This window comes from Pseudemcibacter aquimaris, assembly GCF_028869115.1.
In the GTDB taxonomy this organism is placed as follows: domain Bacteria; phylum Pseudomonadota; class Alphaproteobacteria; order Sphingomonadales; family Emcibacteraceae; genus Pseudemcibacter; species Pseudemcibacter aquimaris.
In genome coordinates this window covers 1,466,623-1,491,215 of sequence record NZ_CP079800.1, presented here as the reverse complement: position 1 = coordinate 1,491,215, position 24,593 = coordinate 1,466,623, and the positions used below count along the sequence as shown (strand labels likewise).

Sequence of the window (24,593 nt, the reverse complement as noted above, 5' to 3'; positions counted from 1 at the left end):
CATGTCATTAAGAAATATTGATAATAAAGTATTCAGTTACAAATTTTTACGTACCATCATGATGGGCTTTGGCGCGTTTATGATTGCGGCGGGCCCGGCTTATTCCTATTTCGTGTATACACAGGTTGGTGTTGATGGATTACCTGATGCTTTATTTGAATTTATTACTGGCATTCTTGCATTTCCGGCTGGATTTTTCATTTGCGTTACGGGTAAAAAATTAAGAAATCCAATTATGAATACTGATCAGGATAATGACAGCAAATAAACCAAAGGCCGTCGTATCCTGGAGCAGCGGTAAAGACAGCGCATACGCATATCACATTGCAAAAAGTTCCGGCGATTTTGACATTGTCGGAACATTGACCACTATTACCGAAACCTTTAAACGCGTTTCTATGCATGGCGTACGTGAAGAACTTCTTGATATTCAAATACAGAATACGGGGCTTAAGGGGTATAAATCATATATCCCTTCTCCCTGCACCAATGAAATTTATGAAGAAAAGATGCGTGCGTTATCTGAAACGCTTAAAGCCGATGGCATAACCCACGTTATTTTTGGTGATTTATTCTTAGAAGATGTGCGTGATTACCGCCTGCGCCAAATGGAAAAAGCAGAACTTGAATGTGTATTCCCACTGTGGAAAAAAGACACGACCGAACTGGCCCATGAAATGATCGATAGCGGGTTAAGATCAATTTTAACCTGCATTGATCCGAAAAAACTTGATAAATCATTTGCCGGGCGCGAATTTGGGCCGGCATTACTCGCGGACCTGCCTGACCACATCGACCCTTGCGGTGAAAACGGCGAATTCCATTCTGTTGTAATAAAAGGACCAATGCTTAAAAACGATATCCCCGTAACTGTTGGTGAAATCGTTGAAAGAGACGGCTTTATTTTTGCTGATGTGATTCCATAACCCGCATCAACCCTCAATATTTTTTGCAGGCTATTTCATTAAAATTAGTGTATAGTTTCCAAAGAAATTTTTAGGGTAATTATTATGGCAAAGAAAAAAGCACCAGTCACAGCAAAAGACGTTATTGATTTTTGGTTTAATGAATTAACACCCCAAGATTGGTGGAAAAAAAGCACCGCACTTGATAAAAAAATAAAAACGAGATTTCACGATATCTATAAACGTGCCGCCGCAGGGGAACTGGTTAGCTGGCGATATGATCCGCTTGATAGCCTTGCTGAAATTATCATTCTTGATCAATTCCCACGCAACATGTTTCGCGATAAAAAACAATCTTTTGCGACCGACCCGCTTGCGCTTGTGTTGGCGCAATCGGCTGTTGATAAAGGATACGACCAAAAATTAAACAATGATCAAAAATCCTTTCTTTATATGCCCTTTATGCATAGTGAATCAGCGGAAATTCACCGCGCGGCAGAGCTATTATTCAGCGCACCGGGATTAGAGCATAATTATGATTTTGAATTAAAACATAAAGCAATCATTGACCGTTTTGGCAGATATCCACACAGAAATAAAATTTTAGGTAGACGTTCCCGTAAAGAAGAAATAGAGTTCCTGAAAGAACCCGGTTCATCATTTTAATGGGTAGTATCGATGCAACATTTTAAAAATAATCCTGAGTATTCAAATACCGATCACGTCTTAAATCCAAAACTTTTCGAAGAAGCATACGAGAGCATAAAAAACTGGTCCGGGTATCAGCCTTCCCCACTGCAGGATTTAAACGGCATGGCAAATGAGCTGGGTGTTAATAAGATTTATTTCAAGGACGAAAGCGAACGTTTCGGGCTTAAAAGTTTTAAATCACTTGGTGGTGCATACGCAGTTGTTCGCGTTCTTAAAGAACATCTTCAAACCAAGCACCAAGGCCAGGAAATCACAGACGAAGATTTAAAGTCAGGCAAATATGCAGAAGAACTTAAAAATTTCACTGTTGTCACCGCAACCGATGGCAATCACGGCAGATCCGTTGCATGGGGTGCCCATGAATGCGGCATTAATTGTAAAATTTACATGCATAAAGGCGTCAGCAAAAGCCGCGGTATAGCCGTAGAATTACTGGGTGCAGAGGTCGTTTGGGTTGATGGTAATTATGATGACAGCCTCGTTCGGGTTAAGCACGACGCGATTGAAAATGAATGGTACATCATTTCCGATACATCATATGACGGTTATACCTATGTACCGAAATTTGTTATGGCGGGATATACGGTCATGACATATGAAATCGCCAAACAAATGGAAGAAGAACAAATCCCGACCCACATCATCGTTCAAGGTGGTGTTGGTGGGCTTGCCGGTGCTGTTTGCGCCCATATGGCCGCTATTTGGAAAGAACATCGTCCGCGTTTTGTTATTGTCGAGCCGGAAACCGCAGATTGCCTTTACCAAAGTGCAAAAGCAGGTAAACCAACCATGGTGGATATCAAGGTAGAAACGCTTATGGGCGGGTTATCGTGCGGCGAACCATCCACAATCGGTTGGAATATTTTGAAAGATAACACGGACGATTTCATCACCATTTCAGATGATAACATTAAATCGGCAATGCGTCTTATAGCCATGGGTGTCGGCGGTGATCATGGTGTCGAAGCCGGAGAAAGTGGTGTTGCAGGTATTGCGGCACTCATGGAAATCAAAGATAATGATGAAATGCGAGCTGCCCTTGGCATTAACACAGATAGCCGTATTCTTTTATTCGGCACCGAAGGGGCAACCGACCCGGAACTTTATAAGGATATCGTTGGAAGCTAATGGATCCTACTTATATTCAGGTAATTTACTTTATAGGTTTTGTTATATTACCAATAATTATACTTAATATGAGAGGTTCAAACCCAGAAATCACTAGCTTCATTGTAGCAACTCTTAACTTTGTATTGATTTACATCTTTGATATCAAATTTTTGAAAGAAATCATTGAAAACGAAGGTATGATTTTAACCTTTATAGTAACTGTGGTAGGAGTGTTATGCCTTCAATTAATTATGGCAATTTGCACATATGACGGTAAAGATGAGATGTAGAAATTTAAAGAATATCGGCAGCCGTCCTAAAACCAATGTGATTTGTACCTAACCCGGTGTCCTGTGCATGGCGCGCTGCAGGTCTATATCTTGCGCAAAAGTTTGCCGCACATAAATATGATCCCCCTTTAATCACCCCTACTGGAATGTCCGGTTGGCGTGGGTCATACCCTTCACCGTCTGCGTTACGGCGGTCTGGGTAATACGGATCTTGGGTCCATTCCCATACATTGCCGATGATATCATATAATCCATATTCGTTCGCCGGAAAGCACCCAACGGGTGCGCGCCCCATATAACCATCATCTGCCGTGTTATTGCTTGGGAAGTGCCCTTGCCAGGTATTTGCCATATGTTCGCCATCGGGGTTAAATTCATCACCCCATGCGTATGCTTTACCGTCCATTCCGCTACGCGCTGCAAATTCCCACTCTTTTTCTGTTGGTAATCGTCTGCCGACCCATTTCGCATAGGCCAGTGCATCTTCGAGTGAGATTTGAACAACAGGGTCAAAATCACGTCCTTCTATCGAACTTCCCGGCCCTTCTGGGTGTTTCCAATTTGCACCAGCAACAAATTTCCAACTTGCTGCGTCAAAAACCGCAGAACCATTTTCCGGAAAGCCCAACTCTTTTGAACGTTCGGCGCTTGTTACATAATTTGTGGCTTCAATGAACTTACGAAATTCTCTATTGGTAACTTCATGTTCATCAATTTCAAATGCTTTGACGGTGACCTCTTCTGTCGGTGCCTCATCAGGATAGAAATCATTCGACCCCATCATGAATGTTCCACCATTTAACGATACTTGCTGGTTAGTGACCAAACAAGACTGGGGTGTTATTGTTTTTACAGGTAAAATCAAATAATTAAGAGCAACAATTAAACATAATCCCAGAAAAATTATTCCTAAAATATTCTTGTTCAATTGATTGCTCCTAACGAACTTATTTACCTTCTAGCATTAGAAGTTCTGCTTCTGATGGCCAAAAGCCGCGTGGACCGCTGTCTGTTGTTTCATTAAACAGCTTTTTCGCATTTTCGACATCGCCGTCAAATAAATCCTTCATGGCGACTGTGTATTTCCCAATTACATCTGCAATCGCTAAAAACTCATCACGGGTGTAATTGCCCTTTAAATAATTAACCGCACGGTGATACTGATCATTTTCAATCAAATCATATTCATCCGGTACTTTTTTAAGTTCTGCTTCTGCCTCAGCATGTTTACCCATTTTTCTAAGCGCCATATATTTCCATAATGTCACCGGAACCAGTTGTTCCATATGGGCAAATTTAACAGGTACATTGATCGCTTCATCCATTCCGGCAAAAACGGTTTCATAATCACCGATCGCCATACTGGTTTGCGCCATATAATATGGGATGTTCTGTTTGAATGTCGAAATAGTAAGCCCCAATGCATTGGCAATACCATTTGGTTCATAGCTATCATCATGCTCTTTTAAAAGCTCCGCAGCTTTTCTGTAATCGCTAATTGCCTGATCCCATTGATAATTTCTCGCCAGATGCCTTCCACGGTAACGGTATAGCTTATAATTTTCAGGGAATTTTTTAAGTCCTTCTGAAAAAACTTCGATCGCTTCTGGTAATCGGCCAAGATAACCATACCTACGGCCAAGCCATTCATAACTTGATGCACGGTCTGGCGCTACTTCCATTACTGCCTTTGCGATTTCAAGATCTTTTTCCAGCATTGCTTGAAAATCACCACCATAATTTGTTTCGCGGAATTCGCGTCCTGTCGGTGTATGTGTTTTGGCGTATGCCTCTTTCACGATGTCATCATGACTTTGCGCGTGACTGTAAACAGGCATACTCATGCCCATCACCGCAATCATTAGCAGTAATTTATTCATAGATACTCCCCTAGGGTTATTTTTTATTAAAGCGCCGCTAGCTCTACTTCCGCGAGCCAATATCCTTTCGGATTATTGTTTGTCACTTCGGTAAACAATGATTTTGCACTTTCTGCTTTTGCTGTACGGTCTGCGCGTTCACGGTCATTTTCTGCTGGCTCTTGTGATTCAAACATATCAACCATTGCCATTGCATAACGACCAAGGCTATCTGCGCGCCCTTCAAATCTTTCGCGGCTATAACGCCCTTTTAGGAACATCACAGCATCATAATATGAATGGTTATCAATGATATCGAGGCCGTTTGGAACAGCTTTTACCATTTCGATCGCTTCTTCATGGCGACCCATTTTGCGCATGGCCATATATTAAAGAACACAGTCGACACAAGGAAATCATCCTTATCTCTAAGCATGTTCGCTTCATATGATTTGTCCATATAATCGATAACGGTCGCATAATCACCCGTCGCCATGCTGCTTTGTGCGATATAGAAATAGATATTTCGCTTGAATGTGCTTGGGCTATAATTTGATTTTCCTGGAATGCCTTCTTGTTCAGGTGTCACATCAACACCATCGATTAGTTCTTCTGCACGGCGAAGGTCGATTAAGCCTTCTTCAAACTGATAGTTTCTAACAAGGTGATAACCGCGGTAACGGTATAGTGCATAGCTTTCCGGGTATAGTTCCAGCCCTTGCGTAAAGATATCAACCGCTTTGGCATAATTGCCCATAAATCCTTCACGGCGTCCACGCCAGCTATATGAACTTTCTTCAAGTGGAGAAGATGCAAAAACAATATTTGCAGTTTCCAGATCACCTTCAAACCAATCCTGACTGTTTGGCCCCATATCCTTTTCACGGTAAGGAACACCAGATGGTGTAGCCGTCTTGGCATATGCCGCCGTAACAAGCGGATCGTCAGATTGACGATCAAGAATATCCTGAGATACTGCTGGTGAAGTTAACGCGAAAATACTGCTACAAATAAACGGAACAAGTAACGTGCGCATAATAGGCCCCTTTTAAATTATTCTCTCCAAAATTTTATATGATATTTATGACACAATTTTTTCGTTAAACCAATGAAAAACATCATTAAATTATTAAGTAAGCATTTATTCAAGCAATATACTTGAGTGATCAATTAAAAAATTGTTATATGAAACACACAAAATGCTTGGGAGAGCACCAAAAAATATAATGAAAGCCATATTCATGATGAAAAAAATTATAATGCTGTTTCTAAGCACAGTCATTTTTCAAACAGCCATCGCCGATGACTATAACAAAAGCAATTTTAAAATTCTTGAACTTAATGATCTTGCAACCAATCAGGGTTGGTACGTCACATATCAAATTAATGATAACACCTATGCAATCCTTGCGCCGCATCATTGGCAGGAAACCGTATCATTCCTTATGGTTGGTTCAGAAAAAGCGTTATTGATCGACACAGGAATGGGTTTTGGCAACATAAAGCATACAGTGGATGCGATAACCGATCTGCCTGTTATTGTTGTTAACACACATAGCCATTATGACCATGTTTCAAACAATCATCATTTTGATACAGTTTATGGCCGCCAATTAGATTACACCCGAAAAAATTCAAGCGGGCATCCGAAAACCACGTGGACAAATGCCCTTCAACCGTCAGCAGTAAATGGCCCCCTGCCCGCCGGATTTTCATTTGGTGCATATGAGAGCAAGCCATTTAAAATTTCAAAATACCTTATGGATGGTGAAATCATCGAACTTGGTAACAGAAATATTGAGGTTATCTTTACCCCCGGTCATACACCGGACAGTATGCTTTTCTTTGACCGTGAAGCAGGCCTTCTTGCAACTGGTGATACATTTTATCCATCCACATTATGGGCACATAGGGCAGACGCAAACTTTAAGGATTATCTTGCGTCAGCCAAAAAAATGGCCGAAATGGAAAGCCAGGTAAAATACATCCTGCCTGGGCATGGTGAAATCGTTGCAAACCCAAATTTTTTAGGAAAACTATACCAAGCCTTTCTCGATATGAGAAAACCTGAAACAGATTTTGAAGCACGAGAAAATCATCGCAGATATGAATTTGACGGCTTCGCTGCCCTTGTTGCAGAACCGCCGGAAGATTAAAATGAAAATATTATATTTAAGCACCAACAATATGGTTCGCAGCATATTGGCGGAATCGATTACACGCAAATATATGTATATGGATATTAAAGCAGCCAGCGGCGGAAGCGATCCTGGCGATGACATCCATCCTGTCGCGTATCGTGTCTTAAAAGATAAGCGATACAGCTGCAATAATCTGGTCAGTAAATCATGGGACGTTCATTATGGATGGGAACCGAATATTGTTATTACGCTTTGTAATCAAGTCTTGAAAAGAAAATGCCCCACTTATGTCGGGCAAGCTGTTCATGTTCATTGGGGGCTCGATGATCCAACCAAAAAATTTGGAAACATGGAAGAAAATATAAAAGCCACATTTAACATTCTTGATGAAAGAATAAAAAAAGTTATGGATGCTGATATCACTAACATGGATAAAGAAACACTAAGAGCACACCTTAAGAAAGCCGCATTATGATCAAAAAAATAATAATAGCCTTATCAACGATACTATTACTGACGGCCTGTGAACAAACACAGGAAGCTGAGACCGGCAACAATTGGTATGATGCTCTTCCCCGCGAAAGCTGGTCGAGGTTTGAAAAAATCGATGTTGGTGATAACTGGTTTGAAGTTTATAAATTAACCGACAATACATATGCAATTTATGAACCTTATCAATGGCAGGAAGCGATAAGCTATCTATTAATCGGTGGTGAAAAAGCATTGCTTGTTGATACTCTTCAAGGTATCAGCGACTTAAAAGCCGTGGTTGATCAATTAACAAGTCTGCCTGTTATTGTTATAAACACCCATACACATTACGACCATACAAGTGGTAATCATCAATTTGAAACCATTTACGGACTTGATAACCCATATACTGCCGAAAATGCAAAAGGCCATAAAAATTCCGAAATCGGCAGCAGCATGACTATGAATACCATCTGGAAAAATTTGCCCGATGGTTTCAATATTTCAAATTATGAAAGTAAACCATTTGAAATTGACCATTTTGTTGCTGATGGTGAAATCATCGATCTTGGTGGACGTGAGATTGAAATCGCATATATTCCCGGCCATTCACCGGACAGTATTATTCTTGTCGATAAACAAAATCGTATGATGTTAACCGGCGACAGTTTTTATCCTGCGCCAATTTATGTTTATTCTGAAACATCAAGTTTTGAAGATTATTTCATGGCTTCACAAATTATGTTTGGTTATCAAAATGATGTTGATTATTTGCTTCCCGGTCATAATGAAACCATGCAGCCAGCCAGTTATTTAAATAGACTGCGTCAGGCAACAATGGATATTTTGAACCCGACAACCCCATTCGCGCAGGGACAAGATGTAAGAAGCTATGATTTTGGTGATTTTAGTATTATCGTAAAAGACCCACTTGATTTCGGCATTGATTAAGGAAACACATGGCATATTTTAAAGGCTTTAAAGAAGAGTTCTGGCAATTTTTTGATGAATTAAGTGAAAACAATAATCGCGAATGGTTCACGGAAAACAAACCCCGCTACGAAGCCGATGTCGTCACGCCATGTATGGATTTTATTGTCGACATGGGGGAACGGTTAAAGGAAATAACCCCACATTATACCGCGATCCCAAAGAAGTCAGGCGGATCAATGTTTCGCATTTACCGTGATGCACGCTTTTCCAAAGATAAACGCCCATATAAAGAAAATGCTGGCATTCAATTCCGTCATAAGCTTGGCAAAAATGCGCACGCACCAGGTTTTTACATCAATCTTAAAAAAGACAGTATTTTTTATGGTGGTGGTATTTGGCTGCCAGAAAGTAAGACACTGGGTGAAATACGCGACCGCATTTGTTATTACCCGAAAAAATGGTCGTCGGTTATCGAACACGAAGATATCGTTGAAACATTCGGTGAAATTCGCGGCGAAGGTTTAAAACGCCCCCCACGTGGTTATGATGCCGATCATCAACATATCGAAGACATCAAACGTAAAAGTTTCTTTGCCATGAAAAACGAACCTGATTACAAAAACACCATGACGGCAGATTTTCTTGAAGAAGTCACAAAAACATTTGAAGCAGCATCCCCGTTGCTTGCCTTTATTTGCGATGCCAAGGGCATTGAATTTTAATGTTAAATTTCAGAAGGGTTTGTGACCGGATCGAATACATCGGCACCCCAATCCATTGACCATTTTGAAATGGACTTAAGGATCGGCATTAAATCATATCCTTTTCCAAGCAATAAATATTGATATCTAACAGGTTTTTCCTGATAGATTTGTTTATCAATAATTCCATTTTCCTGAAGCATTTTTAATCTACTGGAAAGAATATTACTCGGAATTTTTTCAGGGCTACCTTCAAATTCATTAAATTTGGATTTTCCATTCATCATATCCCTGATGATTAGTAAGGTCCATTTATCCCCGAATATATCAAGGCCGCTAGAAACGGCACAATTTGATCTTTTTTTATTATTACTCATACTTATTACTCTTTACTCTTAAACTGCCATATTCTTTTGATGGTTATAGGCATATAATACATTTAACATTTTTTGTTTAAAATCAATGGTTTTTTGATCCGCACCGAAATATTCTGCTGCCTCCAATTGTTGTTCATATTCCGTAAGAAAATCGCGCGGCGCGTTTCGGTCGATCGGTTCCGCGCCAGTGACACTTGATAAATCAGGCACAAATTTCATATGAAGCCAAATTTGATCATCAATTTGACCCGCATCACGAAGATCATCCGCAAGTTTTCCCATATCATTATAAGACATATTGCGAAGATCATAATTGCCAACTTGCCCCGGCCCATCACCAATTTTTGTTACATTAACAACATCGAAATTTTCCCCTGACCGCTCAACGGCCAATTCCGCAGGCAATTTTTGATGGGCATATTTGTCCCCATCCGCTTCTAATTTTGATGATGTGATTTGCAACAAATAATTGTTTATGGCAGAAATGCTCATGTCTTACCCTATGATCAAAAAAATCCATTCTTTTCAATAGGTAAATATGCAACAACTGTGCCATTAGTGGCTTTAATTTTTAAAGGTTTATTGGTTTTGATTTTCCATTTTCATCAACTGCAACCATTATGAAATCACTATCCGCGCAAAAGCTTCTTTTGCCGGTCAATAGTCCCTCGCCCCACATTTTGACATTGACCGTCATGGATTTATTGCCAATCCGAACGACCTTGGCACTTAAATCAACGATTTCACCAATTTGTATGGGGGCTTTAAAATTTGTTTTATCAAGGGATGCCAGTACCATCACTTCGCGACACTTTCTTGTTGCTGCAATAAATCCCGCTTTCGCCATTAAAGATAAACCATGCCCGCCAAAAAGACTGCCGTGATGGTTTGTATCATCCGCAAAGACAAGCTCGACAATCCGTTCGTCGGCATCAGGATCAGCATTTGAATGTGGTGACATTGTTAATCCGGAAAGCGGCAAGTTTGCAATTTCCCCGCCGTCTTTCGCGACCGCAACCATGTTAAAAATACCGCGTGTGCAGGTAACCCGTTCACCGGTAACCATATCTTCGGCATTCATCACGACTTCAACCTTAAGCGATCTTCTGCCTGCTTCAATCACTGTGGCGGCAAAATCAACGATATTTCCTTTTAAGGCCGGCTTATCAAAATCAATATTATCACAGGACGCGGTCACAAAGTGGCATCGCCCGTAACGGGTCGCGGCGATAAAGGCCACCTTGTCCATGTAACTTAATGCCGCACCACCAAACAAGGTTTCATGATGGTTGATGTTTTTTGGGAAAACAATATCCGTTAAATGTATGGTACGGTCAGTATGATGGATCAATTAAAAATCCTTTTCCATGGTTAAAATTGGAACCTCTGCACCGTTTTCACAGACATCGACATCTTCTTTGACGACTTTATAACCGAAATATTCGTATAACGGGCGTCCAGCAAGCGTTGACCCCATCGTCATCTTTGTAAAGCCTGCTTCTTTGGCAGCATTTTCAGCCGTTTCCATAATCAGACTGCCGATACCGTTTCGCGCCCATTCAGGGTGGCAATACATCGCGCGAATGCGTGCTCTGTCAGTTTTTGGATCCAACAATTCAGCACTTCTTCCCGTTGAATGGCTACCGCCATAAAGGGTGGCGCGCTTACCCCAACCGCCACAGCCAACAATGGTTTCTTCCGGTGTTCCTTCAGCATGTAAAATGACAAAATAAGTTCCATCCTCGATCAAAGTATAATCAATACCCATATGTTCGTGAGCAGCAGCAAGCTGCTTTTCATCAAGGAAATCTTTCTGAAGTTCATAAATCGCAAGATCCATGAGTTCACGAATTGCTGGAACGTCATCCATTGTTGCGACACGTGGGGTAAATTTTTTTGTCATTCTTAACACCTGCTATTGCAATAAAATAAAATATAGTCTTAATTGGATATAAGGTTACTTAAACAAATATAAAGGCTTTTGTCATGACATTTTTTCGCCTACTGACCATTGTTGCAATTTCACTATGCAGCATCACTGCATTCGCCCATGAAGACCCTGATCAAGCAGGATATATTCAGGTTGATGGAGGCAAACTTTGGTACCGAATGAATGGCATGGAACACCTTGGTAAAAAACCTGCCATCATTGTCATGCACGGTGGTCCGGGCGGAACACACCGTGGTTTAATGGGGTATGTCGAACTTGCGGATGAATATCCGGTGATCCTTTATGATCAACTTGGCAATGGTATGTCCACAAAATTTATCGATAACATTAATGATCAATCAACATGGACCGTTGAACATTTCGTCAAGGAAATCAGCCAGATACGAGAAGCTCTTAATCTAGAGGAAGTCATTATCGCGGGCCACAGTTGGGGTGGTACATTATCCGCTGAATATGCGGTCAAAAATGAAAAGGGATTAAAAGCCGCGATTTTCGGAAGCCCGCTTATTTCAACGCCACAATGGGTTGCTGATAATCGCGAATGGATTTCCATGATGCCACAACATTTCCAAGATGCGATTAACAAACACGAGGCCGCCGGAACATTTGATGATCCGGAATACCGTACCGCAGAAGATGCATTTTATGACCAGCATATGTGCCACGGCGAATGCGTTGATTATGGTTTTCGTGATAACGCAAAACGTGGCAACAGAACGATGTACCGCACCATGTGGGGGCCAAGCGAATTTACAGCCAACGGTACCCTTCAAGATTATGACATCAGCCCTCAACTCCACACAGTGAAAGTACCGGTGTTAATGATTTGCGGCGAATTTGATGAAGCAGCACCAAAATCATGTAAAAAATTCGCAGATATGGTGCCAAATGCAACCAACGTTGTCGTTCCAAACGCCGGTCACGCGATTTTAAGTGAAGCCAAGGACATGGTCATTTCAACCATTAGAGAGTTTTTGAAAAACAACCTTCAATAAAACATTCATTTAATAAGCTTTTGCTAATCGAAAATTAACATTTTTCAATTATAAACGCTCATACAGGGAATACAATTATTGGTGGTTAATTCAAGTGCACGTTAAGAAGCATACTTTTACACAAAATATATTCACATATATCATCATGTCATTCATCACGTTTTCAAGCGTGATGATGGGCAATGCATTAGCGCAGGACACAAACGTCCCCTTAACCGAAGAAGAAAAGCGTTGGATAGAAGAAAATCCGGTTATCCGTATTGCAAATCCATCTACAATTGCCCCTTTTATATTCACCAATGAAAATGGTGTTGAGGGGCTCGCCATCGATTATATCCGTTTACTTTCATCAAAAGTTGGTTTGCAAATTGAAATACCAGAAGCAAAACCATGGAATGTGATGATGGAAATGCTGCGTAATGGTGAAATTGACCTTATGCATACAGTGATTAAGAGCGCGGACAGGCTTGAGTATATGTCTTTTTCGGCTCCATACATTGATATCCCAATGGTTGATTATGGCAGAATTGGCGGTCCGGAATTAAATTCACCTGAACAGATGAATGAATTAACGATTGGTGTTATTGCTGGTTTTGCGACATCAGATGATTATATGAATAAATTTCCAAATGGAAAATTCATTCAATATGATACGGTTAGAGAGGCATTATTTGCACTTTCTTACGGGGATATTGATATTTTCACAGGTAATCTGGTTACCATAAACCATACTGTCATTCAAAACTTGATCCCAAATGTTGAATTTAAAAATGTAAACAAGTTATTGGATGACCCATCCGTCATCCAGCATTTTGCGGCATTAAAGGAAAATCAAATCATCATCGATATATTTGATAAAGCCATGCAGGCGACTTCAAATCAAGATTTCCTGGAAATATCAAGAAAATGGCAAGTTGATATGTCACTTGCTACCAATGACAGTTTAGGTTTAACAACCCAGGAACAAAACTGGATTAAAGAAAACCCTACAATCCGTGTTGCTAACCCCTTTTCAATTGCCCCGTTTAATTTTGTTGAAAATGGTGAGGTGCGTGGGTTCGCAGCTGATTATTTAAGATTAATTACCGCGCGGGCTGGTCTTAAGGTTGAATTTGTCGAGCAAGAACACTGGAATCCAATGATGGAAGGGTTCAGAAACGGTGAACTGGACTTAATACACAGTGCAGCACTTAGTGAAGAACGTCAAGAATATGCGTCCTTCACAGAACCTTACCTTGAAATTCCATTGGTCAATGTCGGACGAATTGGCGAAAAGCCAATAAATAGCATCGCAGACCTAAAAGGCAAAAGAATTGCCCTAGTTTCCGGTTATTCAACGACATCAGATTATAAAAACTTATATCCTGAACTTGACTTAATTGAATACGGAACAATTCAAGAAGCCTTACGTGCTGTATCAAGCAATCAAGCCGATATTTACACTGGCAATATGATCACCATTAACTTTACGATTTTACAATCCTTTATCCCTAATCTTCAAATTATTGGTGAGAATAAATTTTTAAACATTAAAATCGTTGATCACAGGTTCGCGGCTCTTCATGAAAACAGTATCTTGATTGATATTTTGCAAAAATCAATGGATACAGTGCCGACTTCAGAATTTCTTGAAATATCGCAACGTTGGCAAGAAATGGGGTTAAATACCAACTTATCCATCATTGATCTGACTTTTGAAGAAATTGAATGGATTAAAAATAATCCGATTGTGACTGTGACTAACCCTTCTGGTTCCGCCCCGTTCAGTTATACGGAAAACGGTAATATGATGGGCATTGCCATTGATTATCTTGATCTGATCTCACAAAGCACTGGACTTGAATTCCAATACGCAGAAGAAATTCCATGGAACGAGATGTTTCAACGTTTTCGTTCAGGCGAAATTGATTTAATCCATAGTGCGAATAAAAATGACGAACGCCAAAAATATATTGAATTCACGGATTCATATCTGCAAATGCAGAATGTCATTATGGGTAGAACAAATAGTTTAGATATTGATACGCCAGAAGAACTAGAAGGCAAGACGATAGGTCTTGTAAAAGGCTATATTCTATCTGAAGCATACGTCGAAAAATTGCCGGACAACGAATTCATTGAATTTGATAATATTCTTGATGCATTACGCGCCCTATCTGCATCCGAAGTCGACGTTGTCCCTGGTAACTTGGTATTCTTAAATTACATTATTGAGAAAAACTTTATCCCTGGATTACGTGTTATCGGTAAGGATATGATTATGGGCAACCCAACCATCAATCATCACTTTGGCACGCTTAAAGAAAAGAAAATCCTATCGAGCATCATAAATAAAGCGCTAAATCATTTAACTGATAATGAAATTCGCCAAATTTCTTCTAAATGGCGCACAACGATTGAAAATGAAAGCCGCGTAGATATCGGATTAACGAATGCAGAAAAAGAGTGGCTTGCCGACAACCCTGTCGTCCGTCTTGCTTTTGAACCCAATCTTCCACCATTAATTTTCATCAATGACAACGGTGAAATTGACGGTATGGGCGCTGATTACCTCGAAATCATGGAACAAAGACTTGGCATTGATTTTCAATGGGTCGGCAATCAAACACTGGAAGAAGGCTTAAATATGATCAGGTCTGGTTCCGCCGATGCCGTACCTATCTTGGCAGAAACTGCAGCCAGAAATGAATATCTAACTTTTACCAGTAGCATCAACAGTGTTTCTCATATGATTTTCAGCCGTCAAGGCGGCGAAATTTATAGCAACATGGCCGCCCTTAGCGGAAAAACCATTGCTCAAGTAAAAGATTTTGATATTACAGACATGATTAAGCGTGATTACCCGAATATCAATGTAATCGAGGTAGATTCTATCGTTGACGCCTAAACCATGGTTTCAAGTGGCGAAGTAGACGCCACAGTTGGCAGCTTACCGCTCGCAACATATCATTCTGCAGAAAGATCGCTTTCAAATATCTCAACAGTCGGTGAAACAGAATACGGCAGTGAAAACGCCATTGGTGTCAGAAAAGATTTACCCCTGCTTGCAAGCGCAATGCAAAAAGCACTTTCATCAATTACGACAGAACAAAAAGGCATCATTTCAAGAAATTGGGTTGGCTTACAAGCAGAACCACAAATTGATTATGACCTTCTGTGGCAGGTTATTATTTTCGCTAGTGTTATCATTATTTTCTTTGCCATTTGGAACACAAAACTGAAAGAAGCACAAGCAAGAGCAGAAGCAGCCAATGAGGCAAAATCGGCTTTCCTTGCCAACATGTCCCATGAAATCAGAACGCCGTTAAATGCGATTATGGGTTTTTCTGACGCTATGCTGAACGGCCTTGGTGGTGAGATTAAAAGCCCGCAACATAAAGAATATCTTCGCGATATTAAAAATAGTGGCGATCACTTGGCAACCGTTATTAATGACATACTGGATCTTTCCAAAATTGAATCCGGCAAATGGCAGTTACGCGAAGATTATTTCCGTCTGAATGATTGTTTAAGCGAAGCCCTTAAAATGATCCAATCCAAGGCCGATGATAAGAACATCACCATTGGTTATAACACTGACCGTGAATATGAAGTTTACGGCGACCTGCACAGCATAAAACGGATTTTTATCAATCTGATATCCAATGCGGTAAAATATACACCTGAAGGCGGCACCGTTATTTGCACAATCACACTGGCACCTGGCGAAGGGGTAAAAGTCGAAATTACTGATAATGGTATCGGCATCCCTGAAGAACGTATCGAGGAAGTGTTAAAGCCATTTGAACAAACAAATGACAGCCACGAGCTGGATGAAGAAGGCACCGGCCTTGGTCTTGCGATCGTTGATCACTTGATCAAGGCACATAATGGTACATTTACACTTACCAGTGAATACGGAATAGGTACCACCGCAACTGTCATTCTTCCTGAAAAACGATTGATGAAATTATAAATCTTTTTCGTAAACCATGAACCCGTGATCATCGGCAATACGGTCATAAAGACGTCTTGCAGTTTTATTGTGATTTTGGGTCATCCAGTAAACTTGTGCACACCCTTCTTCTTTTGCTTTTTCATAAACGGCCTCAATAAGAGCGCGTCCGATCCCTTCCCCACGAACGTTTGGATCAGCAAATAAATCCTGTAAATAACAGGTATTCACTAGAGACCAATTTGTACGGTGAAATATATAATGTACAAAGCCAATAAGCTTGCCATCTTTATAAGCACCAAATGCGCCAATTGGTTCATTATCATCAAAGAAACGCTTAAAGTTATTCTCCGCAATTTCATCAGGAAGGCTTGTTTCATAAAATGTAAGATACCCCTGCCATAGTGGATACCAATCATCATATTGATCTTGTGAAAGTGGTTTAATTTCAACCATATTATTTTCTCCCTGAAATTGTGGAAAGTAAACTGCCTAGAGTTAGGATAAGTAAACCGCCTAAGAATACATATCCACCCCAACTAAAACTGTCGATATTTGAAAAAAGCTCACTGGCGAAACGCTGCAATGGGTCTGATGCCTGCTCAACGATATTATCAAGGAAGTTATTATCATTGCCGCCACCCATATTTTTAATAACCGGCCAAAACAATGTCAGCCATGCGCCAATGGCACCCAAAATAGATAATTTATCAAGTTTCATCATAAGCATTAATGGAACTGACGCCGCAAAGGCAACAGCAATGATCGCCAACGTATTATCCGCCCTATAATAACTGATATCACCAATGACCGGCAGGCTCGCAAGCGGCATAAATGCCCCTGCAATGAATAACACTGAGCCAATATAAGCTAACTGATGAGCAAACTTCCCACGCATGGATTAACACCCTTATGATTTATTATTAATGGATCATAAGGGCATTATATTCTTTATTACAAGTGCTCTTTTAGAAATCTTCCCATTTCCTCGAGAAATTCCACTCTATGCTTTTGTTGGGAAAGAAAATGATCTCCATCTTCCCATTCAATATATTTAATGTCTTTATCGCGACTTTTCATGTTTTCATAGAAAAACTGGCTTTGAGAGACACGAACACTACGATCATCAACACCATGAACAAGCAATACTGGCACATTAATTTTGTCAACATTCTTAGATGGTGATGCTTCATCTAGTGTATAATCATTACTTCTCATATAATCGATGTAATCATTAGTATCACCAAAATCATTGTAATATCTAACGCGGTTTTCAAGGTTGGTAACTGGCGCAAATGCAACTGAACATTTATATATTGATTGATCATCAACGATAGCCTGTAGTGCAGCATATCCACCGTAACTTCCACCCACAATACACATTCTGTCTGGGTTAGCATACCCTTGCTCTACCATCCATTTTGCGCCATCGTTAATATCATGAATCATTTTACCAGCCCACTGATGACGTCCCATCTCTCTATAATCATCACCGTAACCAGTCGATCCTCGGAAATTCATTTGAAGAACTGCATAACCTTGTGCAGTCAAGAATTGGACCCAATAATCAAAGCCCCAGTTGTCTCGCGCAAGTGGACCACCATGTGGCATAATTACTGTAGGAAGATTCTTGCTCTCCCCTCCTTTTGGAAGAGAAAGATAACCCGGTATAGTTAGTCCATCCCTTGCTTGATATGTAATCGGCTGCATTTCCGAAAGTTGTTCAACATTTACTTCTGTATAATTATAGCCAAGCATTTCCATTTTTCTTTCAGATTTATTAAATAAATAGAAAGTTCCTGGCTCGGTTGGTGATGTAGTTTCAAAAACAACTATATTTTCGTCTTTAGACTCTCCATGAAAATTAATTGATGTTCCTGGAAAAGTTTTTTTCAACAACTCTAGCAGTTTCTGTTTTTCTTCGTCAAAATAATGAATTCGTGGCTGGATATCGTAATAAGTAAAAAACTCTAATTCATCCTTTTCGTTCACGTAAACACTCGAAATATCATAGCCTTCTACGCTGGCTATTTTTTCAACGAATTCTTTCGTATCTACATTATAGGTGTAAGCTGCTGAACGATTATTCTCATCATTTGCCGTAACGTAAATAATACTTGGGTCTTGTGAAAAACCCTCAAATTGGAAAGGAGCACGTTCTTCAATCATATTAAGATCAAAAACTGTTTCCCAACCGCTATCTTCTGATTTACGGTACCACGCAACATGCCTCATAGCACTTGAGCCCTGTCTATCAGAAGTACCCTCACCATATCGCACGACATTGTTACTATCAGTTTCCCAGAAATCAATAATATCACGACCTCTAACTACTCGGGTTGGCTTACTAGTATCCATGATGTTCACTTTATAAACATACGGCACATATTGTTCATCATAATCAAGTTGCATTAATACGTGTTCTGGGTCATCTTCCAAAATATCAATAATATTGTCTTGAATTTGAGATTGTCTGCTTCGATCAGGATTTATCCGAACGGGATTAACAGGGTTTTCTCCTGTCCAATCCATTGAAATCAAACGGGTTTCATAGGTCCCATAACTACCTATAAATACATTTCTGTTTGTATAGGGAAATCTAATACCTGCTAGGATACGATCATCAGATGCCCAACGAGTCCACGTAAATTCCTGATTTTCAAAAGGAGGAATTCCATTTGGTTGTGCATTAGGTTCTGTCAATGACCTTGTCACAAGAATTGTACGCCCCTGATAATTTTGCAACATTAACAATTTGGTACCATCAGGCGAGATATCAATATCTTTTATTTCCGGAAGTTTCCCAAAAGCTTGTGCTAATTGAGCTATTTCATCCTGAGCTTGTGATGAATTGATTAACGTTAATGATAAAAATACAAAAGATAGAAATACTTTTTTCAAGGTAAAATCCCCCAACAACAATTTAAAAGAGAACCCTACCACATTCTATTTAAACGTCAATTCCCTTTTCTTCTTTCTTGATCAATAAGCGCACGTTTACGGTCAAGCCCCCATCTGAAGCCGCCGAGTGATCCATCACCACGCAGTACTCTATGGCATGGAATTAGCACACCAATATTGTTTCTGGCATTGGCGGATGCAACGGCCCTTACCGCTTTTGGCATTCCCATTCTTTCGGCTTGTTCTTTATAACTAATGACCTCACCGGGTTTGACGCTCATTAAAAAGCGCCAGACTTTTATTTGAAAAGCCGTTCCATTTAAATGTAATGGAATATCAGGGCGTTTTGCACCGTGGCTTATGTGTCTTTCGAATGCTTCAATCCAATCATTTAAAGCAATATCACTGGAATTTGGCGTCCCGATCAGTTCTGCATTTGGATATTCAGTGCGTAATTGTGAAATAAGTTCATTTTCGTTGTCGCCAAAATGGATCATACAGACACCGCGGTCTGTCGCGGCCATTATGATTAACCCTAGCGAACATGGACGAATGGCATATGAAATTTCTTCACCCTTCCCGCCATCGCGGTATGCTTTTGGTGTCATCCCAATTCGGCCATCAATTTGTTCATAAATCCGGCTGCTGGAACCATAGCCCGCATCGTAAAGCGCGCCCGAAATATCATCACCATCTTTTAAAGCTGATTTAAATTGTTTAAGCCTTAATCCGTTTTGATATTCTTTGGGACTTACGCCATATGCATTTTTAAACTTTCGTTGCAGGTGATGTCGGCTAAGACCGCTTAAATCGGCTAATTCCTCAAGTTTTATGGTTTCAGCTGAATTATCCTCGATATATTTGATAACAACATCCAGCGCATTATCGTCGCGTGGATTACATTTTTTACAAGGGCGCAAATCTTGTTTTTCTGCATCCTCACATGTATCGAATAACCGCATATTTTCACGTAACGCCGCACGTGACGGGCATGATGGTTTGCAATACACACCCGTCGTAATGACGCCGTAATAAAATTTCCCATCATAGGATGGATCACGTTTTTCTATGGCTTTGAAATATTCTTCTGACATTTTTATGCTCCGTAATTAATCATAAGGGCATTTTAAAAAGATCAAAATATATTTCCGTCCGAATGTTGTGATTATATATTTTTTTATCTTTTACGGATGTTCGTCGAACCATTTCACAACATGTTGTATTTTGGTAATCAAGTTTGACGGACGTGCTGTAATACCATGAAATGCACCAGGTATGCGTACCAGTGAAGCTTCCACTTCACGCATTTTAAGGGCCTGATAATATTGTTCACTTTCCGGCATTGGCGTTCTTAAATCCGCCTCACCCGTAAGCAACATTGTCGGTGTTGAAACATTACCCACAAGTGATAATGGTGAACGGCGCCAATATTGTTCCTGATCATCCCACGGCATTGCACCGAACCAATATTTTGCAGACGATAACGACATATCGGAATAAAGTGTAAAGCTGGTCCAGTTAATAACAGGCTTTGCAACAACCGCCGCTTTAAAGCGGTCGGTTTTACCAATGATCCATGAACTAAGCACACCACCGCCGGAGCCGCCGGTGACATATAATTTGTCAGGATCAACATTACCCATTGATATAACATGATCAACACCACTGATCAGATCGTCATAATCATTACTTGGATAGTTATGGTGAATTTCATTGGCAAAATCATATCCATAACTGGTTGATCCACGGGGGTTTGTGTAAAGAACCATGTAGCCCTTATTGGCCATTAACTGTAATTCCGCCGCAAAATGTGGGCCATAAGCCGCAAAAGGGCCACCATGAATTTCAAGGATCAATGGATATTTCTTGCTCGCGTCAAAATCGGTTGGGTATACAAGCCATCCTTGAATATCAAGGCCATCATGGCTTGATTTATACCAAACTTCTTCAACGCGCCCTAATTTACGATGATTTAACAGATCAGCATTAATATCGGTTATTTGGGTAACATCCCCACCACGACGATCAACATGCCCAATATTGGCCTGATCCAGTGCGGTCGCATATGTCATGGCGATTTCACCGTTTTTACTGACATTAAATGTGCCGCCTGCATAAGGACGACCAAATGATGTACCGCTTACGCCTTCTGTAACATCATAAATATCACCGGACATATTCACACGACTGATTTTATTGATCCCTTTATCGGTATACTGGAAATAAATAGCATTATTCACCCAATGGAACGTACCAACACTACGATCAAATTCCGGCGTCAGGTCACGAATATTTGTGCCATCAACATCCATCACATAAACATGCGAATTATGATACCCCATACGGTTATCATCATAGCCAACATATGCAATACGTCTGCCATCCGGTGAAATTTTCGGATTTGAATCTGGGCCAAATCGTCCGGTCATTTGTGCGATTTCACCGCTTGCGATATTCACGGAATAAATTTCACTATCCCGCGTTTCTGATTTATGATTATCGTGACGGTTTGCTGAAAAATAAAGTGTTTCACCGTCCTGCGCCCAGGCAATATCAGATGAATGATTAAATTCACCGCTTGTTACCTGATGCGGAGTACCACCAAGTGCCGGAACAACGAAAATATGGCTGTTGCCCGGTTTTACATATCCGCTGCCATCACGGCGGAATTGTAATTCATCAATATAAATTGCTGGTTTCGCCCATTCTGCGCCCTTTGGCGCCTTGGGCAATGATGCATATGATTTCGGTTTACCATCCACATGGGCGCTAAAGGCGATCATGCTGCTGTCTGGTGACCAACTTAGTCGTGATGCACCGTTTTGAAGCTGCGCCACCTGATGAGTTTTCCCCGTATCCATGAAACGAACCATAATTTGTGACTTACCGCTTTCATTGGATGTATAGGCAAGCATGGTACCATCCGGTGAAATACGCGGGTTTGAATTGTTATTTAATCCCATGGTAAGCGGACGGTGATTATCCCCATCCGTATCAACGATCCACAGATTGCTGCGCTTGCGATCTTTCATCACATCCATAAATGTGCGTACATATATGATGCTTTCACCGTCAGCGGTGAACTGTGGATCATTTGCATACTCAATTTCAAACACATCCATCCAGTCAAAATTTTTCTTTTGCGCATTTGCCGCAAAAGGCATCATCATGATCATAGAGATAAGAATAAATAACCGTTTCATTTTTCGCCCTCTTTTATAATTGATGAAAAGAGATTAAACGTAATGTCACGGATTTGGCAAGGGTTCGAATATATTTAAATATAAATTCCGTGCATCCAAATATTCATTTACAGACATCTACTATAATAACAATCATTAAAAAGGGTTCTCACTTTTCTCTATATAAGATTGTTATTTAAAGCTTAATATCTTCCTTGTGATGGCGCATTGATTAACGGATATGTTTTATCAATGCGCTTTTTTTAAAGTGCTGAAGAATGATTAACTTGGAATTCTACCAATCTCTTCTGGACTATTTGGCGCCGTTTTATGCCAATGTACATTCTGTCTCATTCTATCAAAATATTGATTTACATGTGGGTATGGATCCCAATCAAACGGTATCATGTCTTTGAAAAATTCAACATGGATCATGGCATAATCGGCGAGCGTGACATTGTGCCCTACGATATATTCACGGCCATTCATATGGTCATTTAAAATCGCTGCAAATCTATTTAATTTATCTTGAGCCCAGCTTATGACGGCTTCATTACTATCTAGCCCCATAAATTTCTTTTTTGCGATACTCTCAAAAGAAATATTTCCAAGGGCATTGTTAAAATGGCTCACTTCCCAGAATAACCAACGATTTATATCTGCCCTTACCGTTAAATCATATGGATATAATTCATCATTTTCAGATTTATCAGCCAGATATTGATTTATTGCATTTGATTCCCATAACGTAAAATCACCATCTACCAATGTTGGCACCATTGCATTTGGGTTTATATTCTTAAATTCTGGTTTTTGCGTATCGCCAGCAAAAAAATCCAAATATTCTATTTCAATATCCAAATCATCTAAGTGGTTAATGACGGCCATTGTTTTCCGCGCATTTGGGGATCCTACGACAGCGTATAATTTCATTTTCTTCTCCTGGGTTTTGTAAATTAATTTCACTTGTTTTTTGCAAGTGAATCACACGATATAATTTTTACTTTCTTTTTACAAGTGGAATTCTTTCCTCTATACTGAAGGCATGGTAGATAAAAATAAACAAACATGGGCAGGATGCCCTATTCGCTTCGCCATGAAAAATTTTGGCGATAAATGGAGCTTTCTGATTGTTCGTGATTTAATGTTCAAGAACAAAAAATATTATCAGGATTTTCTTGATGCTGGCGAAGGTATATCGACGAATATCCTTGCAAGCCGATTAGTTGAACTGGAAAATAATGGCGTCATCAGAAAAGTCACCGACCCAGAAAAGAAATCGAGGTATATATATTCTTTAACCCAAAAAGGAAAAGATCTCTTACCTGTAATGTTTGCGATGATAAACTGGGCAGAGATATATGATCCTGTGACAGAAGTCCCCAAGGATTTTATTGAAAAATTACGAAATGACCCTGAAGTTTTAAGTAATGAAATAATGGAAAACTTATGACCAAAACAGTATTGATAACAGGCGGCAATCGTGGGCTTGGGCTTGAAACCGTTAAAGCAATGGCAAAAGACGGGTATAAAGTTCTTTTGGGCTGTCGCGACCTTGAAACAGGAAAAGAAATCGCGAGCCAGCAGCAAGGTGATATATTTGCGGTCAAGATTGATTTATCTGATAGTGGGGAATTAAGAAAACAGGCCCAAGATATATTAACCGTTCATGGCGGTATCGATGTGCTGATCAATAATGGTGCAATTTTAACGAACGGAACCATTTCAACGGCATCACCAGAAGATTTCTATCAATCAATGCAGGTTAACTTGCTCGCCCCGTTTGATTTAATTCAGGTTATTCTTCCCCATATGATTAAAAGAGGATACGGCCGCATCGTCAATGTTACATCGGATTGGGGATCATTTGCCGATGGTTTGGATGGCCCCCTATCCTATAGCGTCAGCAAAGCAGCGCTGAATGCCTTAACACTGAATATGTCATCTGACCTTCCAAATAATGTAAAGGTGAACTCGGTGAACCCAGGATGGCTTAGAACAGATATGGGTGGCCCTTCCGCACCACTTGCCGTAGAAGAAGGCGTAGAAACCATTAAATGGTTGGCGACACTACCGGATGATGGCCCCAATGGTGGTTTCTTTAATCAATTAAAACCTATTGCGTGGTAACT

The 24,593-nt window shown here is 40.2% G+C and carries 27 protein-coding genes; 13 read left to right on the top strand and 14 right to left on the bottom strand.

The annotated features are described in order from the left end of the window. The first annotated feature begins 1 nt into the window (after position 1). The 4 genes from KW060_RS07170 to KW060_RS07155 all read left to right on the top strand — a co-directional run bounded on the left by KW060_RS07170 (position 2) and on the right by KW060_RS07155 (position 2,744). Positions 2 to 268 (top strand): hypothetical protein, encoded by a 267-nt coding sequence (locus KW060_RS07170; protein WP_249034129.1) that lies wholly within the window; start codon positions 2 to 4, stop codon positions 266 to 268. Next, on the top strand, positions 255 to 926 hold the full coding sequence (locus KW060_RS07165) for an adenine nucleotide alpha hydrolase (RefSeq protein ID WP_249034128.1): 672 nt from the start codon (positions 255 to 257) through the stop codon (positions 924 to 926). Before KW060_RS07170 ends, KW060_RS07165 begins: the two co-directional genes overlap by 14 nt. Positions 927 to 1,010: 84 nt before the next feature. Further along, the gene (locus KW060_RS07160; protein WP_249034127.1) at positions 1,011 to 1,571 is read left to right on the top strand and encodes a DUF924 family protein; all 561 of its coding nucleotides are present in this window, start codon (positions 1,011 to 1,013) and stop codon (positions 1,569 to 1,571) included. Between the two features lie 12 nt (positions 1,572 to 1,583). Continuing rightward, positions 1,584 to 2,744 carry a diaminopropionate ammonia-lyase gene (locus tag KW060_RS07155; RefSeq protein ID WP_249034126.1) on the top strand — a complete coding sequence of 387 codons (1,161 nt, stop codon included), beginning with the start codon at positions 1,584 to 1,586 and terminating at the stop codon, positions 2,742 to 2,744. A gap of 276 nt (positions 2,745 to 3,020) precedes the next feature. On the opposite strand, the gene KW060_RS07150 is transcribed toward KW060_RS07155, so the two are convergent. From KW060_RS07150 to KW060_RS07135, 4 genes are all read right to left on the bottom strand, one after another. Continuing rightward, positions 3,021 to 3,842 (bottom strand): formylglycine-generating enzyme family protein, encoded by an 822-nt coding sequence (locus KW060_RS07150; protein WP_274757347.1) that lies wholly within the window; start codon positions 3,840 to 3,842, stop codon positions 3,021 to 3,023. 121 nt (positions 3,843 to 3,963) lie between these two features. Next, positions 3,964 to 4,896 (bottom strand): tetratricopeptide repeat protein, encoded by a 933-nt coding sequence (locus KW060_RS07145; RefSeq protein ID WP_249034123.1) that lies wholly within the window; start codon positions 4,894 to 4,896, stop codon positions 3,964 to 3,966. A gap of 26 nt (positions 4,897 to 4,922) precedes the next feature. Beyond that, on the bottom strand, positions 4,923 to 5,219 hold the full coding sequence (locus KW060_RS07140) for a hypothetical protein (protein WP_249034122.1): 297 nt from the start codon (positions 5,217 to 5,219) through the stop codon (positions 4,923 to 4,925). Then, on the bottom strand, positions 5,213 to 5,911 hold the full coding sequence (locus tag KW060_RS07135; RefSeq protein ID WP_249034121.1) for a hypothetical protein: 699 nt from the start codon (positions 5,909 to 5,911) through the stop codon (positions 5,213 to 5,215). Before KW060_RS07135 ends, KW060_RS07140 begins: the two co-directional genes overlap by 7 nt. 205 nt (positions 5,912 to 6,116) lie before the next feature. On the opposite strand from KW060_RS07135, the gene KW060_RS07130 reads away from it, so the two are divergent. The 4 genes from KW060_RS07130 to KW060_RS07115 are packed head-to-tail and all read left to right on the top strand — an operon-like array spanning position 6,117 to position 9,142. Beyond that, on the top strand, positions 6,117 to 7,031 hold the full coding sequence (locus KW060_RS07130; RefSeq protein ID WP_249034120.1) for an MBL fold metallo-hydrolase: 915 nt from the start codon (positions 6,117 to 6,119) through the stop codon (positions 7,029 to 7,031). Between the two features lies 1 nt (position 7,032). Next, the gene (locus KW060_RS07125; protein ID WP_249034119.1) at positions 7,033 to 7,491 is read left to right on the top strand and encodes an arsenate reductase/protein-tyrosine-phosphatase family protein; all 459 of its coding nucleotides are present in this window, start codon (positions 7,033 to 7,035) and stop codon (positions 7,489 to 7,491) included. Continuing rightward, a complete protein-coding gene (locus tag KW060_RS07120) occupies positions 7,488 to 8,438 on the top strand; it encodes an MBL fold metallo-hydrolase (protein ID WP_249034118.1) in 951 nt (316 codons plus the stop codon). Before KW060_RS07125 ends, KW060_RS07120 begins: the two co-directional genes overlap by 4 nt. Before the next feature lie 8 nt (positions 8,439 to 8,446). After that, positions 8,447 to 9,142 carry a DUF2461 domain-containing protein gene (locus KW060_RS07115; RefSeq protein ID WP_249034117.1) on the top strand — a complete coding sequence of 232 codons (696 nt, stop codon included), beginning with the start codon at positions 8,447 to 8,449 and terminating at the stop codon, positions 9,140 to 9,142. Positions 9,143 to 9,144: 2 nt separating this feature from the next. Here KW060_RS07115 and KW060_RS07110 read toward each other — a convergent pair whose 3' ends face one another. The 4 genes from KW060_RS07110 to KW060_RS07095 form a co-directional block, all read right to left on the bottom strand. Further along, positions 9,145 to 9,498 carry a winged helix-turn-helix transcriptional regulator gene (locus KW060_RS07110; protein ID WP_249034116.1) on the bottom strand — a complete coding sequence of 118 codons (354 nt, stop codon included), beginning with the start codon at positions 9,496 to 9,498 and terminating at the stop codon, positions 9,145 to 9,147. Positions 9,499 to 9,516: 18 nt separating this feature from the next. Beyond that, positions 9,517 to 9,990, bottom strand: a complete 474-nt coding sequence (locus KW060_RS07105; RefSeq protein WP_249034115.1) for a hypothetical protein — start codon at positions 9,988 to 9,990, stop codon at positions 9,517 to 9,519. 79 nt (positions 9,991 to 10,069) lie between these two features. Then, entirely contained in the window at positions 10,070 to 10,849 is a 780-nt protein-coding gene (locus KW060_RS07100) for an acyl-CoA thioesterase (protein ID WP_249034114.1), read from the bottom strand. Then, on the bottom strand, positions 10,850 to 11,401 hold the full coding sequence (locus KW060_RS07095) for a GNAT family N-acetyltransferase (RefSeq protein WP_249034113.1): 552 nt from the start codon (positions 11,399 to 11,401) through the stop codon (positions 10,850 to 10,852). Between the two features lie 83 nt (positions 11,402 to 11,484). Here KW060_RS07095 and KW060_RS07090 point away from each other — a divergent pair, with 83 nt between their 5' ends. From KW060_RS07090 to KW060_RS15930, 3 genes are all read left to right on the top strand, one after another. Beyond that, positions 11,485 to 12,444, top strand: coding sequence for a proline iminopeptidase-family hydrolase (locus KW060_RS07090; RefSeq protein ID WP_249034112.1), 960 nt, complete (start codon positions 11,485 to 11,487; stop codon positions 12,442 to 12,444). A 145-nt stretch (positions 12,445 to 12,589) separates the two neighbouring features. Then, the gene (locus KW060_RS07085; RefSeq protein WP_420833165.1) at positions 12,590 to 15,331 is read left to right on the top strand and encodes a transporter substrate-binding domain-containing protein; all 2,742 of its coding nucleotides are present in this window, start codon (positions 12,590 to 12,592) and stop codon (positions 15,329 to 15,331) included. Positions 15,332 to 15,334: 3 nt separating this feature from the next. Further along, complete coding sequence (locus KW060_RS15930) at positions 15,335 to 16,399, top strand: ATP-binding protein (RefSeq protein WP_420833164.1); 1,065 nt, start codon at positions 15,335 to 15,337, stop codon at positions 16,397 to 16,399. Here KW060_RS15930 and KW060_RS07075 read toward each other — a convergent pair. The 6 genes from KW060_RS07075 to KW060_RS07050 all read right to left on the bottom strand — a co-directional run bounded on the left by KW060_RS07075 (position 16,394) and on the right by KW060_RS07050 (position 23,394). Continuing rightward, positions 16,394 to 16,834 (bottom strand): GNAT family N-acetyltransferase, encoded by a 441-nt coding sequence (locus KW060_RS07075; protein ID WP_249034111.1) that lies wholly within the window; start codon positions 16,832 to 16,834, stop codon positions 16,394 to 16,396. The genes KW060_RS15930 and KW060_RS07075 overlap by 6 nt on opposite strands. 1 nt (position 16,835) lies before the next feature. Continuing rightward, positions 16,836 to 17,276 (bottom strand): hypothetical protein, encoded by a 441-nt coding sequence (locus tag KW060_RS07070; protein WP_249034110.1) that lies wholly within the window; start codon positions 17,274 to 17,276, stop codon positions 16,836 to 16,838. A gap of 56 nt (positions 17,277 to 17,332) precedes the next feature. Then, on the bottom strand, positions 17,333 to 19,279 hold the full coding sequence (locus KW060_RS07065) for an alpha/beta hydrolase family protein (RefSeq protein ID WP_249034109.1): 1,947 nt from the start codon (positions 19,277 to 19,279) through the stop codon (positions 17,333 to 17,335). Between the two features lie 56 nt (positions 19,280 to 19,335). After that, positions 19,336 to 20,373 (bottom strand): bifunctional transcriptional activator/DNA repair enzyme AdaA, encoded by a 1,038-nt coding sequence (locus tag KW060_RS07060; protein ID WP_249034108.1) that lies wholly within the window; start codon positions 20,371 to 20,373, stop codon positions 19,336 to 19,338. 90 nt (positions 20,374 to 20,463) lie between these two features. Continuing rightward, the gene (locus KW060_RS07055; protein WP_249034107.1) at positions 20,464 to 22,482 is read right to left on the bottom strand and encodes a S9 family peptidase; all 2,019 of its coding nucleotides are present in this window, start codon (positions 22,480 to 22,482) and stop codon (positions 20,464 to 20,466) included. Positions 22,483 to 22,743: 261 nt separating this feature from the next. Beyond that, positions 22,744 to 23,394 carry a glutathione S-transferase family protein gene (locus tag KW060_RS07050; RefSeq protein ID WP_249034106.1) on the bottom strand — a complete coding sequence of 217 codons (651 nt, stop codon included), beginning with the start codon at positions 23,392 to 23,394 and terminating at the stop codon, positions 22,744 to 22,746. 112 nt (positions 23,395 to 23,506) lie between these two features. Here KW060_RS07050 and KW060_RS07045 point away from each other — a divergent pair, with 112 nt between their 5' ends. Both KW060_RS07045 and KW060_RS07040 read left to right on the top strand, forming a co-directional pair. Continuing rightward, positions 23,507 to 23,914 (top strand): winged helix-turn-helix transcriptional regulator, encoded by a 408-nt coding sequence (locus tag KW060_RS07045; protein WP_249034105.1) that lies wholly within the window; start codon positions 23,507 to 23,509, stop codon positions 23,912 to 23,914. Beyond that, a complete protein-coding gene (locus KW060_RS07040) occupies positions 23,911 to 24,591 on the top strand; it encodes an SDR family NAD(P)-dependent oxidoreductase (RefSeq protein ID WP_249034104.1) in 681 nt (226 codons plus the stop codon). The genes KW060_RS07045 and KW060_RS07040 overlap by 4 nt, the downstream gene beginning before the upstream one ends. Positions 24,592 to 24,593: the final 2 nt, after the last annotated feature.

Bases quoted from the DNA above. Each gene is read 5' to 3' on its own strand.
- KW060_RS07170 (WP_249034129.1), top strand. From the start codon at position 2: ATGTCATTAAGAAATATTGATAATAAAGTATTCAGTTACAAATTTTTA.
- KW060_RS07165 (WP_249034128.1), top strand. From the start codon at position 255: ATGACAGCAAATAAACCAAAGGCCGTCGTATCCTGGAGCAGCGGTAAA.
- KW060_RS07160 (WP_249034127.1), top strand. From the start codon at position 1,011: ATGGCAAAGAAAAAAGCACCAGTCACAGCAAAAGACGTTATTGATTTT.
- KW060_RS07155 (WP_249034126.1), top strand. From the start codon at position 1,584: ATGCAACATTTTAAAAATAATCCTGAGTATTCAAATACCGATCACGTC.
- KW060_RS07145 (WP_249034123.1), bottom strand. From the start codon at position 4,896: ATGAATAAATTACTGCTAATGATTGCGGTGATGGGCATGAGTATGCCT.
- KW060_RS07140 (WP_249034122.1), bottom strand. From the start codon at position 5,219: ATGGTAAAAGCTGTTCCAAACGGCCTCGATATCATTGATAACCATTCA.
- KW060_RS07135 (WP_249034121.1), bottom strand. From the start codon at position 5,911: ATGCGCACGTTACTTGTTCCGTTTATTTGTAGCAGTATTTTCGCGTTA.
- KW060_RS07130 (WP_249034120.1), top strand. From the start codon at position 6,117: ATGATGAAAAAAATTATAATGCTGTTTCTAAGCACAGTCATTTTTCAA.
- KW060_RS07125 (WP_249034119.1), top strand. From the start codon at position 7,033: ATGAAAATATTATATTTAAGCACCAACAATATGGTTCGCAGCATATTG.
- KW060_RS07120 (WP_249034118.1), top strand. From the start codon at position 7,488: ATGATCAAAAAAATAATAATAGCCTTATCAACGATACTATTACTGACG.
- KW060_RS07115 (WP_249034117.1), top strand. From the start codon at position 8,447: ATGGCATATTTTAAAGGCTTTAAAGAAGAGTTCTGGCAATTTTTTGAT.
- KW060_RS07110 (WP_249034116.1), bottom strand. From the start codon at position 9,498: ATGAGTAATAATAAAAAAAGATCAAATTGTGCCGTTTCTAGCGGCCTT.
- KW060_RS07105 (WP_249034115.1), bottom strand. From the start codon at position 9,990: ATGAGCATTTCTGCCATAAACAATTATTTGTTGCAAATCACATCATCA.
- KW060_RS07095 (WP_249034113.1), bottom strand. From the start codon at position 11,401: ATGACAAAAAAATTTACCCCACGTGTCGCAACAATGGATGACGTTCCA.
- KW060_RS07090 (WP_249034112.1), top strand. From the start codon at position 11,485: ATGACATTTTTTCGCCTACTGACCATTGTTGCAATTTCACTATGCAGC.
- KW060_RS07085 (WP_420833165.1), top strand. From the start codon at position 12,590: ATGTCATTCATCACGTTTTCAAGCGTGATGATGGGCAATGCATTAGCG.
- KW060_RS15930 (WP_420833164.1), top strand. From the start codon at position 15,335: ATGGTTTCAAGTGGCGAAGTAGACGCCACAGTTGGCAGCTTACCGCTC.
- KW060_RS07075 (WP_249034111.1), bottom strand. From the start codon at position 16,834: ATGGTTGAAATTAAACCACTTTCACAAGATCAATATGATGATTGGTAT.
- KW060_RS07070 (WP_249034110.1), bottom strand. From the start codon at position 17,276: ATGCGTGGGAAGTTTGCTCATCAGTTAGCTTATATTGGCTCAGTGTTA.
- KW060_RS07060 (WP_249034108.1), bottom strand. From the start codon at position 20,373: ATGTCAGAAGAATATTTCAAAGCCATAGAAAAACGTGATCCATCCTAT.
- KW060_RS07055 (WP_249034107.1), bottom strand. From the start codon at position 22,482: ATGAAACGGTTATTTATTCTTATCTCTATGATCATGATGATGCCTTTT.
- KW060_RS07050 (WP_249034106.1), bottom strand. From the start codon at position 23,394: ATGAAATTATACGCTGTCGTAGGATCCCCAAATGCGCGGAAAACAATG.
- KW060_RS07045 (WP_249034105.1), top strand. From the start codon at position 23,507: ATGGTAGATAAAAATAAACAAACATGGGCAGGATGCCCTATTCGCTTC.
- KW060_RS07040 (WP_249034104.1), top strand. From the start codon at position 23,911: ATGACCAAAACAGTATTGATAACAGGCGGCAATCGTGGGCTTGGGCTT.